This is a genomic window from Bacteroidetes bacterium SB0662_bin_6, from assembly GCA_009839485.1.
Taxonomy (GTDB): Bacteria; Bacteroidota; Rhodothermia; order Rhodothermales; family VXPQ01; genus VXPQ01.
Genome location: VXPQ01000047.1, coordinates 102,677 through 116,409, shown reverse-complemented (window position 1 = coordinate 116,409; position 13,733 = coordinate 102,677). Strand labels below are relative to the sequence as shown.

The 13,733-nt window shown below is 58.7% G+C and carries 10 protein-coding genes; 6 read left to right on the top strand and 4 right to left on the bottom strand.

Going from position 1 to position 13,733, the window contains the following annotated elements:
- Nucleotides 1–40: 40 nt before the first annotated feature.
- Nucleotides 41–808: an alpha/beta hydrolase gene (locus tag F4Y00_09680; protein MYE05225.1), complete on the bottom strand. Its 768-nt coding sequence runs from the start codon at nt 806–808 to the stop codon at nt 41–43.
- Nucleotides 809–1,162: 354 nt separating this feature from the next.
- Here F4Y00_09680 and F4Y00_09675 point away from each other — a divergent pair, with 354 nt between their 5' ends.
- The 6 genes from F4Y00_09675 (at nt 1,163) to ypdA (ending at nt 6,688) form a co-directional block, all read left to right on the top strand.
- Complete coding sequence (locus tag F4Y00_09675) at nt 1,163–2,284, top strand: transcription termination factor Rho (protein MYE05224.1); 1,122 nt, start codon at nt 1,163–1,165, stop codon at nt 2,282–2,284.
- A gap of 87 nt (nt 2,285–2,371) precedes the next feature.
- Nucleotides 2,372–3,121, top strand: a complete 750-nt coding sequence (radC, locus tag F4Y00_09670) for a DNA repair protein RadC (GenBank protein ID MYE05223.1) — start codon at nt 2,372–2,374, stop codon at nt 3,119–3,121.
- 125 nt (nt 3,122–3,246) lie between these two features.
- Nucleotides 3,247–4,683, top strand: a complete 1,437-nt coding sequence (locus tag F4Y00_09665) for a glycine--tRNA ligase (protein ID MYE05222.1) — start codon at nt 3,247–3,249, stop codon at nt 4,681–4,683.
- A gap of 284 nt (nt 4,684–4,967) precedes the next feature.
- On the top strand, nt 4,968–5,153 hold the full coding sequence (locus tag F4Y00_09660; GenBank protein MYE05221.1) for a hypothetical protein: 186 nt from the start codon (nt 4,968–4,970) through the stop codon (nt 5,151–5,153).
- Between the two features lie 28 nt (nt 5,154–5,181).
- Nucleotides 5,182–5,658, top strand: a complete 477-nt coding sequence (locus F4Y00_09655) for a nucleoside deaminase (protein ID MYE05220.1) — start codon at nt 5,182–5,184, stop codon at nt 5,656–5,658.
- 25 nt (nt 5,659–5,683) lie between these two features.
- Nucleotides 5,684–6,688, top strand: coding sequence for a YpdA family putative bacillithiol disulfide reductase (ypdA, locus tag F4Y00_09650; protein ID MYE05219.1), 1,005 nt, complete (start codon nt 5,684–5,686; stop codon nt 6,686–6,688).
- A gap of 133 nt (nt 6,689–6,821) precedes the next feature.
- On the opposite strand, the gene F4Y00_09645 is transcribed toward ypdA, so the two are convergent.
- The 3 genes from F4Y00_09645 to F4Y00_09635 all read right to left on the bottom strand — a co-directional run bounded on the left by F4Y00_09645 (nt 6,822) and on the right by F4Y00_09635 (nt 13,692).
- On the bottom strand, nt 6,822–8,999 hold the full coding sequence (locus F4Y00_09645) for a tetratricopeptide repeat protein (protein MYE05218.1): 2,178 nt from the start codon (nt 8,997–8,999) through the stop codon (nt 6,822–6,824).
- Between the two features lie 84 nt (nt 9,000–9,083).
- Complete coding sequence (locus F4Y00_09640; GenBank protein ID MYE05217.1) at nt 9,084–10,121, bottom strand: PorV/PorQ family protein; 1,038 nt, start codon at nt 10,119–10,121, stop codon at nt 9,084–9,086.
- Nucleotides 10,122–10,164: 43 nt separating this feature from the next.
- Nucleotides 10,165–13,692: a hypothetical protein gene (locus F4Y00_09635; protein MYE05216.1), complete on the bottom strand. Its 3,528-nt coding sequence runs from the start codon at nt 13,690–13,692 to the stop codon at nt 10,165–10,167.
- Nucleotides 13,693–13,733 lie beyond the last annotated feature (41 nt).

Sequence of the window (13,733 nt, the reverse complement as noted above, 5' to 3'; positions counted from 1 at the left end):
GTCAGGTGTTTGGCAGCAAACCGGTTTTCGGCAGGCTGTCTTAAGCAGGCTTTTTCAGCAGGCTGTTTTTCAGAAAGTGGCGGGTTGCGGCAATGAACGTGGCGAAGTCGTCCATGTAGCCGTAGTGCCCCGCATTTTCGAGTACTACAAGGCCCGCATCGGGGATGGCGTCTACAAGATATTCCATCTGCCGTTGTGATATAGCCGTATCCCGATCGCCTCGAAAAAGTAGTACAGGGACCTCGATTTCCTGTACATGCTCATCGAGATGACAGGTCACCATGCGAACAAATACGCTGCGCATGATGCCTTCGACGGCGCGGTAATCCGACGATCCAAGCGCCCGCCACGCGAGCGAGTGCCTTAGCCAGTCGAGTCCGTGGGCACGAAGCGGCTCGGGCACAAGTCGGAAGGGGGCCTTGAGCAAACTTGCGATGGTTCGCCGGACATAGTACCCGACGGACCGTTCCGGCGTGACACCCGAGGGGCTGACAAGTACCAGATGACGGATGAGTGGTTTATAGAGTGGATGCGAAGCCATGTAGAGTGCAATCCGACCTCCGTTGGAGTGCCCCACTATCGTAACCGGCTCCCCGATGTGCGTATCGATGATTTCCTTGATAAGGGCAGCATGCTCCGGTATCCCTATCACCTCAGTGGGGGTGGGCGAATGACCGTGCCCGGGAAGGTCAACGTTCATTACCCGGTAATCCGAAGCAAGGTCCTGGGCTATCGAGGCCATATGGTCCGCGCTGCTTCCCCATCCGTGAAGAAGGAGAACCGGGGGGGCCGATGCGCTGCCCGTCATGATGCGACTCAGCCTTTCCGCTCCGTACGACCCGGGGGCCTCGGCGCCGTTTTGTGCTTGCGATGACGATTCGGAACTCATTGCCCTGCTATGATGTTGGAGTTCTGTACATCCCATCTTTACTCCGGGTTTTCCGTTTTTCGGGCCGCACGCCCTGGAAACCGGGTTGCGATCGTTCGTCGAATCATTCGTCGAGCTTTTCATCTATCGGTTTCCCGCCGCATGGCGTATGCGGTATTAAATGTACGAAGCGCGTCGCGCGCGTTCCCTACCCTGCATCGAATTATTGTTGGCGGACAGGGTGGTTGCATGCAATGCGCTGGGTATACTTCCCTCGTCAACTGACTGAATTTCATGTCGGAAAAACGCTTTGAAGGTCTCCTCGAAATGATCGGGGACAAAAAATTCGGTTTCATCCGGACCTTTCGCCCGGATTTGCCGAAAGGAAACAGCGACCCCTTTACATCGCCGCCACTGGTGCGAAAATTTCACCTTCGGGACGGATGCCTCATGACAGGTACCCTGCGGCCGGGGCGAAAAGGCGCTTTGCAGGTAGCCCGAATCGACAGCGTGATGGGCATGCCGCCCGAAGCCTGGGCCGAGATACCCGATTTCGACGCCGGACAAACCATCTACCCGGATGAGAAACTGGAACTGGTTACAGCGCCCGGGGACATTTCCATGCGCGTCGTGGACCTCGTGTCCCCCATCGGCAAGGGACAACGCGCCTTGATCGTGGCGCCGCCCCGAACTGGCAAAACGATCCTGCTGAAGAAAATGGCCGCCGCTATTACGCAGAATCACCCGGACGTAGCGTTGGTGGCGCTGCTGGTCGATGAGCGCCCCGAGGAAGTGACCGACTTCAAGCGGGCCACGGCAGCGCAAGTATTCGCCTCCTCGAATGACAGGGAAGAAGATAATCATGTGCGTGTCTCCACCCTGGCGCTCGAATATGCCCGGCGCCTCGTGGAAATGGGAAAGGATGTGGTGCTCCTGCTCGATTCATTGACGAGACTGGGCCGAACATTCAACTTGTACCTGTCCGGAAGCGGACGCACGCTTTCCGGCGGCCTGGACGCGAAGGCATTGCAGATCCCCCGGCGGATATTCGGCTCTGCCCGCAACATCGAGGATGGAGGATCACTCACCATCGTGGCTACGGCGCTTATCGAGACAGGCAGCCGTATGGACGACGTTATTTTCGAAGAATTCAAGGGAACGGGCAATTCGGAGATCGTGCTTGACCGGGAAATGGCCGACAAACGCATTTTCCCGGCCATCAACCTGCGCAAAAGCGGCACACGCAACGAAGAACGACTTATTGGAGATGCAATAGATCAGCATCACAGGCTGTTCCGGGCACTCAATTCGCGGCCTCCTATCGAAGCCATGCAAGCGCTGATTCGCCATCTCCAACAATCCCCCACCAACGCGCACCTGCTCAACGAATTGGTTCCGAGCGAAGGATACGGATAAGCCAACGTACGGAGGGGTATGGGGGTTATATTTTCCGCCTTGCGGGGTCTATAGGATCTCTTTGCCCCTCTTCGATCGGCTTCTCGCATGGCCCTGAATCCTCTTGCCCGGATCGATCCTGTTTCGGATCCGGAAATTCAATACCGGGTACCCATTCGCAACTGGGCGGAAGAAGAACGCCCGAGCGAGCGCCTTCTGAGCGGACATACCGATGCGCTGTCGGATGCCGAATTGATCGGGGTGGTGTTTAGATCAGGTACGCATACCCGTTCCGGTTCCGTGTCGGCCATTCAGCTTGGGCGTACGCTGCTGCATACGTTCGGTACACTGCGTGACCTTTCCCGCCGGGATATGCGGGAAATGATGCGCGTCGCAGGGATCGGTCCGGCCAAGGCAGCCCAACTCGCGGCCGCGTTCGAGATTGGCCGACGCGTCGAAGCGCAGCAAACCGATCGAAAGGAAATACAGGTATGTTCGCCCGATGACGTGGCAGCCGTCTACGTACCGAAATTGCGTGATATGCGTACGGAAGTGTTCGAGCTCGTTTTGCTCAACACGGCGAACATCATTATAGGAGACGTTCGGGTGAGCGAAGGGGGGCTTGCGGCCAGCATTGTCGAACCGAGGGCCGTTTTCCAGCAAGCCGTCCTTGAAAATGCCGCTTCGGTGATCTGCGTACACAACCACCCGTCAGGTAACCCGGAACCCAGTCAGGAAGATATCAGGATCACCCGGCAACTGGTGGCCGCCGGCAAAATGATGGGCATTCCCATTCACGATCACCTCATTGTCGCTGGAAACGGATACACTTCCATGGCGGAACGTCAATTGTTGTAGACGCTTCCTTCGGCAACCCCTCATACGGTTTTCAACCGCTTGCGGAATCATACCGGCGCCTTCCCCGGTATGAGCCCCGCATTCCGGTATTACCCGGACGTTCCCCCGTATTCGTTTATTCTCCTATGGACCTTCTGGAAAAAATCGTTTCCCTTTCCAAGCGCCGCGGATTCATCTTCCCGTCTTCGGATGTTTACGGCGGCCTCGGCGCCACATACGATTATGGTCCACTGGGCGTCGAATTGAAGCGCAACGTCACGGAGCGGTGGTGGCGGGAGATGGTGTACCGGCACGACAATATCGAAGGGCTCGACGCAGCTATTCTCATGCATCCGACCGTTTGGAAAGCGTCCGGGCATGTAGACGCCTTCCATGATCCCATGATCGACGACAAGGCATCGAAGCGCAGGTACCGGGCCGATGAGCTGATCGAGCGGCACATCGGGAAACTGGAGGCTTCCGGCAAGGAGAAACAGGCAGGCGAATTACGGACCCGCTTTGTCGCAGCACTGCATAGCGACGATATGCCGAAGGAACTCCATCGGATCATTCTCGACGAAGAGATTCGGGGGCCTGACTCCGGCGCCTTCGACTGGACCGAGGTACGGCAATTCAACCTGATGTTCGAAACGCATGCCGGCGCGGTCGTCGATGACGAGACCAAAATCTACCTTCGCCCCGAAACAGCCCAGGGGATCTTCGTGAATTTCCGCCTGGCGCAGGAAACGGCCCGGCAGCAGGTCCCGTTCGGCATTGCGCAAATCGGAAAGGCCTTTCGCAACGAGATCGTCGCCCGCCGATTCATTTTCCGGATGCGCGAATTCGAGCAGATGGAAATGCAGTATTTCGTCCGTCCCGGCACACAAATGGAGTATTTCGAGGAGTGGCGGGCCAAACGAATGCAGTGGCACATAGACAATGGTATCCGTCCGGAGCATTTGCGCTGGCATGAACACGAAAAGTTAGCGCACTATGCCGATGCAGCCTTCGATGTGCAGTACGCCTTCCCCATGGGATGGCAGGAAATTGAAGGTATTCACTCGCGTACCGACTTCGATCTGAAACGCCACCAGGAATTCTCCGGCAAGAAGATGGAGTATTTCGATCCGCATCGGAAGGAAAAATACATCCCGTATGTCGTCGAAACCTCGGCCGGGCTGGACCGCACCATTCTGATGTTGCTGTGCGAGGCATACGAAGAGGAGCGTGTCGAAGACGAAGAACGCATCGTCATGAAGTTTCATCCCGAAGTGGCCCCTGTAAAGGCCGCTGTTTTCCCGCTGGTCAAACGGGACGGGATGCCTGAAACGGCCCAGGCCCTCGCCGCCGATCTACGCGGACATTTCAATGCATTCTATGACGATAGCGGATCCATCGGGAAGCGGTACCGGCGGATGGACGAAGCCGGGACGCCGTTCTGTATCACCGTCGATGGCGAAACCATGGAGACGGGCACCGTTACCATCCGGGATCGGGATTCCATGATCCAGGAGCGCATCCCGAAAAACAATGCGGCAGACTATCTGAAGGACCGGATGCGGAGTTGGTCACGATCTACGTAACGCTAAGGATACTCCGATTAAGACCACGCCAACCTATTATAGTCCAATATAGTCTATAGGAACCTCTGATTAAATCCGCATGGGCGAGGACCTTGGGAGACGCCTTCTCTCAAAACATAAACGTGCGGTTGGCCGCGAGTTTGCAGGATATCCCAGGCCCGGTGTTTTGTTCGAATGCGCGTCCCAAGGTCCCTGTTCTCGGTGGCGAAACACGAACAAACTGCCTGGCCGATGTAATAACCTTGTCCTCGCCTTATATTAAGGATACTCTTATTACGGACGATATGGACATCCAGAAACTGTTAAGGTGGATTGCGGTCGTCATCGTACTGATCGTGGCAGGGGGCGTGCTCAGCGTCATTCTAAAGGTAGGCGCGGCCATTGGTCGGGTTGTGCTGCCGGTGTTGCTTGTCCTTCTCGTCATCGCCATCATTCTCCGGTTCATCGACGCCCTCCGACGCCGGCGTTGATCCTGCCGGTTCTCATGAGCCTGTCCGTATGAGCCTGTCCGACTTCCTGGAACCGGATAAAAAATGGATGCAACTCGCTCTCAGGGAAGCTGAGACAGCCTGGGACGAGGATGAGGTGCCTGTGGGCGCCGTCGTAGTACATGCCGGCGAGATTGTGGGGCGAGGCCGCAACATGGTCGAGCGCCTCCAGGATCCAACCGCCCACGCGGAAATGATCGCTCTTACGGCGGCATGTGAAACCCTCGGAGCTAAAATCCTTCGTGGATGCACGCTCTACGTAACCCTTGAACCCTGCCCCATGTGCGCCGGAGCACTCGTGTGGGCACGCATCGATCGGCTCGTGTTTGGAGCCTTCGATGAAAAAGCCGGCAGTGCCTCGACCCTGTACGACATCCCAAGAGATAAGCGGCTCAATCACCAGATGGAGGTCGTATCGGGCGTCGAAGGAGAACGCGCCGCCGAACTCATGCAGGCTTTCTTTCGGAAACGCCGTATTGCCCTGTAACCCCTGAATCCCCTGTGTACGCGCCATGACGGACGTGGTTATCGTCGGCGCCGGCCCCGTCGGGCTGGCCTGTGCCATCCGGGCCCAGCGCGAAGGTCTCCGTGCCGTGATCGTGGAGAAAGGGACCGTCGTACAGTCCCTCGTCGGTTATCCCGTGAAGATGGAGTTCTTCTCGACTCCCGAACTCATTGAGATCGGGGGACATCCTTTCCCCGTACATGGGAACAAGCCGCTTCGCGAAGAGGCCATCGAGTACTATCGCCGCGTGGCGCAAAACGAAAACATCGACCTGCGCCTGTACGAACGCGTCCGAGGGATAGACGGGGAATGCGATGCCTTCCGGGTCGTCACGGACAAGGACGTCATAGCTGCCCGGCGCGTGGTCATCGCGACCGGTTTCTTCGACTATCCGAACCTGCTGCATGTCCCGGGAGAAGATTTACCGAAAGTAACCCATTACTACAAGGAACCCTATCCCTATTTCGGGCAGCGTGTGGCCGTGATCGGAGCGCGTAATTCGGCAGCAAAGGCTGCATTGGACTGTAGCCGGCATGGCGCGCACGTCACCCTCCTTGTGCGGGGGACAGAACTTTCAAACAGGATCAAATACTGGATCAAGCCCGACCTCGAAAACCGAATCAAACAGGGCGCGATCACAGCCCGGTTCGAAACCGTCGTTCGGGAAATCAGAGAATCATCTCTCGTCATCGAAGGACCGGAGGGTGTGGACGAGATCGGAAACGACTACGTCCTCGCACTCACAGGCTATCATCCCGACTACTCGTTTCTGGAGACCGTCGGCATCGAAACCGCCGCGGACGAATGGGATACCCCGATCTTCGATCCACAATCGTTTGAAACCACGCGCAAAGGCGTGTACATCGCGGGCACCGTATGCGGAGGACGCCGAACAGGCCGGTGGTTCATCGAAAACGGGCGGGTCCATGCACAGCAGATCATGCGCCATATCGCAGGCCGGGAATTCGAGCCCGTCGATTTTGAGAAGCGCCACTGGATTACGGCGGAATAAGCTGCCGGTTGTCGGGCTACTTCCCGAACTGCGCTGGCGAAAAGGGTAGAGGGCCCCGCCTGTTATACGGAGAGCATAGCAAACTTGTTACGTCCGTTCGCGCCCGACCGAAAACAAACGCATCTCCCTGCAATCACACCGCATCCAGGATTTGCCGGGCTTGCGGGTGATTCGGCGCCAGACGCAGGGCCCGCTCCGCATACATGCGCGCCCGGTCGTCCTCCCCTTGCAGGTACCAGGCCAGCGCCAGATTGACCAACCCGTCGACGTACGACGGATCGAGTTCCACGGCTCTCGAAAACAACCGTACGGCAATATCCGGGCGGCCTTCATTCAAATGCAGCGCGCCAAGATTACCGAAGGCCACGGGGTTTTCCGGCTCTGCACGCACCGCCTGCTCAAAAAAGGTGCGCGCCTCTTCCGGCCGCCCGCTTCCTGCAAGCAATAGCCCCAGATTCCCCAATGCCTGCCCGCCATCCGGATTAAGAAGAACCGCCTCGCGGAGAGACCGTTCGGCGCCGATTCGATCCCCCTGCCGCAGCCGGGCCGTTCCAAGATTGAAATGAGCAGCCTCCAGCCATGGATACTCGGCAATAGCCGCCTGGTACTGTGCAACCGCCGCCGTCAGTTCGCCCCGGGTCTCCAGATAGCGTCCGTAATTGACGCGCACACTCGCCAGTGCAGGCTGGGTAGCCAGCGCCTGCTCGTACAAATCCCGAATCGCCGTTCCTTCGCGCCCCAGTCGCTCGTACGTTTGCGCCAAAGCATTCAGCCGCTCCGGTTTGGATTCCAGGGCCACCGCCCGCTCCAGCGGCTCCACGGCGCGCTCCATCTCTCCAAGTTGCATGTGCCCGTACCCGAGAAGATACTGCGCTTCGCCGAACGCTCCCGCCGTGGCGCCGAGCAACGTCACGCCATGCCGGAGCGCCGTCGTATCCTGTTGCTGCAATCCCCGGATGACATAGGCCATGCCGGCATAAGCGTCTGTCGAATCGTCCACGGCATAATAGGGACGTAGCCGAATGCGTTCGACCGGCGCCTCGCCGCTCGATGCTACATCAGATGCAGCATCCTCCTCCCGTTCCCGCACTACGCGAATACGATGATCCGTAAACGAGGTATGCGGCGTTCCCTCAACGGCCGCCTTCGGCATATGGCATGAAAAACAATGAGCGTCTTCCGTATGCACGGCACGCGAAGCCTCCGAAGGCAACGCAGCCTGCAGGGCCGCCGTATCGTGGCAGGTCATACAGGTAGCATTGAAATAATCGGGCCCGGCCAGCCGGAATGCCTCGTGCGGATTGTGGCAGGTCATGCAATCCATGGGCTTTTCCCAGGTCTGCGTCTCGATAAAACATGCGCTCTTCTTCATTAAATCCGCATGGGAGATGGCGTCAATTTCATCCCCCGAATCCGGTGTATCGGACACATAAAACGTCATGTGTTCGGAAAGCGGACGGGAGGGGCGGTAATCATAGGCTGTGCGCCCGTCCCGAAGCATCGATACCGTCGTATGCAAGTGGCATTGCTGGCACACATCCAGGCGGCGTTCGAGAGAAAGATGCGCGGGGTTGACGATCGTCTCATCGATATCGCCTGCCGGTTCCGGGGAAGCAAGCCGGGCCTCCACATGCACGGAACCGGGACCGTGGCACCGCTCGCATCCGATGCCATACGGCACTTCCTCGTATTTTCCTTCCGCAAACGGCGTCGAGTGCGGATAGCTGTTGTGGCAGGCCATGCAGCGATCCGGAATAAGCCGGTCAAAGCGGGAATTGGACACCTCGTATCCGGGGCTGAGGTCCCACTTCTCTCCCTGGGTATACCACGTAAGGGGCAGTTCGAAATAGCGCCCCCCCTCTTCTACCAGGTACGTACGCGCAGCGGTGCCGCTACCAACCACGTACTCTATTTCACGAACCAGGCTATGCGTTTTGCTTCCATCCGCCCCTCTCCTGAATTCTTCGAGCCAAAAACGATCTCCCTCCCGGTACGGACGATAAAAGAGTCCCCGGTTCGGGTCCTGCACCGTTACGCCGGTAAAATCCTCGACCACCGCGGCGGAACGCATGGGATAGAACGAATTCGCCATCCCGTGCTCCTGAAACCCCCGGTACTGTTCTTCATGACAGTCGAAACAGGCTTCGTCCCCCGTAAATTCGGCGGACAGATTTCGAAAACGAATTTCCCCATCCGCGGCATCTTCCGCATCCTGCGCGGCATCCCGCCCGTCCGGCGCGCCAGAGCCGCATCCGGAGGTAAACACACCCCATGCGAGCACGACCGGCAGAAAAATGATGAAGCAGCGCATCGTCGTTAATAAACGGCCCAATGACAAAAGGGGCAGACCGCACCGGCGGCCTGCCCCTTTTCAACCATGAAAACAGTGTTCCGTTCAGAGCGTGAACGACGCAGCAAAAACGTTGACGCTGTTAAACACCTTGGAAGGACGGTACGCATAATCAACCATCAACCGGCTTGGACCGATCGGAAGCACAAGACCGGCCCCCACATTCCATTCCGCCCAATGCACCAGTTCCTGCTCACTGGATACATCCAGACCGGCACGCATGAAGAGCAACCCCTGAAAAGCTAACTCGAGTCCCCCCGCATACTGGTTCACGTCGTACGAATTCGACCGGAAATTCGCCAGAACCGTAGCAGTCAGATCACTACTGAGATTGCTCTCATACACGGCGCCAAAATTCAGCATGGAGGGCAACTCCGAGCGCACATCCCGGATTTCGCCCGGCACTTCATACGTCCCGGCGGGGCTCGCCGTAATGATAGGATCCTGAAGGCCCACGCCATCGAAACTGAACTGCGGTCCGAAGTTGCGCAGGCTAACGCCGAAACGCAGCCCCGACTCGCCGACGATGTAGGTCATTCCGGCATCGAGCGCCACGGTGCGGGCATCGATATCGTCAATGCGCTGGCTGAGTCCCTTGAAGGTAATCCCCGCTGCGATACGATCCGTCAACTGGCGCCCGTACGTGAGTCCCACTGCAATCGTGGCGGCCGACCAGGTATTGTTCGGATCGATCTCGGGATTCTCTACGGTCGTCTCAGGGATATCCCCGTAGTCCCAGTTCGTGACAGTAAGCCCGATGTTACTTGCTCCGAATCGCTGAGTCACCCCGAAGTAGTTGACGCCTACATCCGCCACATAGTTCATGCGGCTGAACATAGCCGTCGTGCTCGGATTGACCAGAATCGCCGCCGGGTTGGAGATAAGCGCCTCCACACCCGAGGCCCCGTTCATACCACCGGTCAGGGTAGAGCCAAGCGCAATGGTTCGCGGAGTAACCGGCACCGTCAACTCCGACAGCGCGGCGGTCCCGAACCGTTCGTTGCTTTGCCCCAGGGCCTCGAACGCAACGAGTCCCGGCAGGAGGGCCAACACGACGATAAGGTGTCGATATTGCTTTTTCATGGTTGTAAGCCTTTGGTCTCGAGTTCGAATGTGATCGGTTCGGTTAGAAGATGTTGATGTTCGTTTCCCGGTTAATGACCCCGAACTTCATGACCTTCTCTCCGACGCCCGGAACGTCGATATGAATGAAGTACATGCCGCTGGCTACCGGCAAGTTGCTGTCCGTCGTAAGGTTCCAGTCCAATGACGTGCTCGGACCGTCCTTGTACAACGTACGAATCAGCGTGCCGGCTACCGTGTAGACGCGAATCGTGGCTGTCTGCGGCAGGTTCGTGAAACGGGCGCGGCGATCCTCGTTGCCCGTCTCGTATGCCGAACGACCACGGTACGGGTTCGGCACGATGCCGATGTCTTCAACCGACGCCTCCAGTACCCCCGCATCGCCCGTCGCACGGCCCATGCCCGCCGTCTCGATACGAAATACATCCCCCGGCTGGTGAGGCTTCGTCGTCTTGATCTGAAACACCGTACCAATCTCCGGCGATGCCTGTACGTAATCCTGAGGACCCGTAGCAGCCGTCACATCCCCGCCGTTCCAGAATACGAACACCGTACGAGACATATAAGTCCACGCGTCGCACTCCGGTATAGCCGCAACACCCGGAGGTTGCCACCAGTCCGAACATCCGGCATCCAGCGCGCCCGCGCCCAACTCCTCGTACTTCGCGAACGCATCCTCATAGCCCTGCTGACCCGGCGTAGCGTTCGTCGGATGCATCACATACACCGGCTCCGTCCAGGGATCGTTGCCCGCGCCCGACACCTCGTGGTCCGCCCAGCCCGGATCGGCCGTCGGATCGATGGCGTCGTACTGAATGCCCCACACGCCATCGTCGTTGTAGTCATACAAAAACGGAATCAGGCGCACATCGTCCGAAGCATCCGGACTCGTGCCTGTATTCCACCACTCGAACGGCACGTCTACCACTTTGCCTGCCTGCGTATCCGCCCAGCCCGGCTTGATCCATGCCTTGCCGTTGCCCGTGAAACGTACCTCCACGTCGTTCGGAACGATATGGCCGATCCCGTTGAACGACGCGCCAAAACCGCCCGTGTACTGAAGCGTGCGCCCCAGGAACGCAGCATAACTCGCCCGCGAGCCGTTCGGCCATGTGTGAATGAACCAGCCGAATATGCTGTCGATCGTGGACTGCTGGCCGGGAAGACCTACCGAACTCGGTACGGGAACACCCGCCGGACCGGGAAATCCGGGCCAGTTCGCGGCAGCCCAGGCAGGCGGTGAAAGCGGCCCCGCCGCATTCGCTGTCACCTGGAACGCATCGAACGCAGGCGGCGGAGCATCGATCGATACCGTCAGCCCATCGAACGCCAGTACGTTCTGCGCCTGCGGCGTCTCTTCGCCCGTGCGCGCAAAATAATCGGCTCCGTCGATGATCACCTTCCCGTCGGATTCGCGCACAATGCTGTACGCCAGTTTGCCGGCGCCGGAAACGCCGCCCGGACCTTCCACATCGTCCAGCGGAATGAACTCCACCAGGTAGTTCGAACCCGTCACCTGTGCCGGATCCACGATGCGCCATGTCACCACGCCCTGGCCGCTCTGCGTCACCGCCACCGCCGAGGAATCGGCATCGGTGGTGCCGCTGCCCAGCGACGAACCCCCTTGCGTGGAAGCGATACGAGAGGGACGAATCGTAATGTTCGTCGGAGGACTCTCGAGAATACGCGGCGTGGAGTGCGGGCTGTAGGCATACGCCGACACCCCGTAGTAGTAGTCCGTGTAGTTCGTCAGATTCGGCAAGGGGAAGTGATACTGTATCCCGTTGTCGACCCCCCGGGCGGATACCTGCTGAAGAAAATCGCCTACATCGCTGTCGAACACCGGATCGGTTACCTTCATAACCCCGTTCACGAGGTCGAACGTCATGACATGCTCGCGTTGCTCCGGAGCGAACGAGGACGTCGGATACCGGTAGATGTTGAAGCCTTCGAACGTGTACGTCTTGTCGTCAAAGTCCAGGTCCGCAAGAAACGGATCGGTGGCGTCGAACGCGCCCAGATAATTCTCACTTGTGGACGGATATCCCCACACGAGATGCGCCTGCCCGTCCAGTTCCGAAGCGTACAGGCAATTGCCCGATCCCGGGTGCAACTGGGCATTGGACGAATTGGGGTTACACAAAGGGGGCGGAGGCGGGGGCGAAGGAATGTTGAATCCCGCGTCGTAGGCCGACTGCGCCAGCACGTCCGCGCCCCGGAGCGCCGATATCGAACTCAGATTATCCGCACCCTGCGCAAACACGACCCCGAACACGACGTCCTGGCTGTCGCCCGGCCGCACCGTAAATGGACCTGTGGACACCACAAGGCGACGGTCGCCCGATTGATTGCGGCTCCCGTTGCCATCGTTGTTCACTTCGCTCCAGAAGGCGCCCGTTACCGGATCGCCCGGATAGGCAAACTTGGTGATAGTTTCCGGGCCGCCCGTCTGAAAACCGTTTCCGTTGGCCGTAAGCGGCTGTCCACCTTTCCAGAAACCCCGTTGTACATTGTATATTTCCTGAGAAAGGTGCGGGTCCTCCGTGCCCGCCGGGCCGCCATTGATGAAATACATGAAACTGGTGACGCCCAGCGTATCGCCGGCCTCCGAAATGGGTCCCTGAAAGAAGTCGTAGCCTGCTGCAGGCGCCGGGCCGTATATATTGTCCGTCGGGGTATCGTTATACACGTAGCCGAGACTGAGCGTCGTGTCCACTCCCACGAAGTCGTCCCCGGCATCCCCCAGATCGGGATCGGAGAAAATGGAGAAGAACGTATCGGTGAGCGGCTCGCTGCCCTTGTACGTCACGTTGTACTTGAAGAACGTCGTGTTGCCGAGCGCATCCGCGCGGTTGAATGCGAACGCATGCACCTTCACTTCCACGCCGATAGGCGCAGCCTGCGTGTTGCGGTGCGTGTTGCCCACATCGTTCATGACCCACCACACCGCCTGATCCCCGATCAGATCGGGGCGGTCGCCCCCGGCAAGGTTGTAGTTCCCTTCCGTGCCGTCCCCGTCTATGACCGGCGCGCCCAGATCGTACGGCCAGTCCGCAAGGTCCGCGGAAGCCTGCCCCGTCGCCTCGTAGTTCTGAACATCGCTCCGGCTCACCTTGTACAGACGGTCGTACGCCGAACAATCGTTCGGATTCACCGGGCGACCGTCCGCACCCAGGGGGCCCGGCCAGAACTCAAAATTGTTGTACGTGGCGCCGGCCGTGCGCAGTTCGTCCCCCACCATGCCGCCCATCCAGATACCCATCGCATAAATGGGGGAATGTCCGGAGGCCTGGGGCACGTAGTATTCGTGTTCCGCACCGTTGCCGTAGGCGATACTCCCGATATTGAAAAGACGGACGCGAACATTGTTGACGTCAAGGTCCTTTTGCGCCAGACCCGCCGTGCATTGCCCGGGATCGGGGCCCGAACTGCTGGTTCGGAGCGCAACGGAAGGCTCACCTTCCCGTGCCTTCTTGTCCTTGTCGTCCTTATCCTTGTCTGCAAAGGCGCTGGACGCAGGAATCAGGCACACGGCGAAAATCAGCGTCAGGTATCGTGTAAGCTGCTTCATGAGTGTATGAGGCGTTGCATTCGGGGTAATTCCCTCATCAG

Coding starts and splice junctions, on each gene's coding strand:
- F4Y00_09680 (MYE05225.1), bottom strand. CDS start 808: ATGACGGGCAGCGCATCGGCCCCCCCGGTTCTCCTTCTTCACGGATGG.
- F4Y00_09675 (MYE05224.1), top strand. CDS start 1,163: ATGTCGGAAAAACGCTTTGAAGGTCTCCTCGAAATGATCGGGGACAAA.
- radC (MYE05223.1), top strand. CDS start 2,372: ATGGCCCTGAATCCTCTTGCCCGGATCGATCCTGTTTCGGATCCGGAA.
- F4Y00_09665 (MYE05222.1), top strand. CDS start 3,247: ATGGACCTTCTGGAAAAAATCGTTTCCCTTTCCAAGCGCCGCGGATTC.
- F4Y00_09660 (MYE05221.1), top strand. CDS start 4,968: ATGGACATCCAGAAACTGTTAAGGTGGATTGCGGTCGTCATCGTACTG.
- F4Y00_09655 (MYE05220.1), top strand. CDS start 5,182: ATGAGCCTGTCCGACTTCCTGGAACCGGATAAAAAATGGATGCAACTC.
- ypdA (MYE05219.1), top strand. CDS start 5,684: ATGACGGACGTGGTTATCGTCGGCGCCGGCCCCGTCGGGCTGGCCTGT.
- F4Y00_09645 (MYE05218.1), bottom strand. CDS start 8,999: ATGCGCTGCTTCATCATTTTTCTGCCGGTCGTGCTCGCATGGGGTGTG.
- F4Y00_09640 (MYE05217.1), bottom strand. CDS start 10,121: ATGAAAAAGCAATATCGACACCTTATCGTCGTGTTGGCCCTCCTGCCG.
- F4Y00_09635 (MYE05216.1), bottom strand. CDS start 13,692: ATGAAGCAGCTTACACGATACCTGACGCTGATTTTCGCCGTGTGCCTG.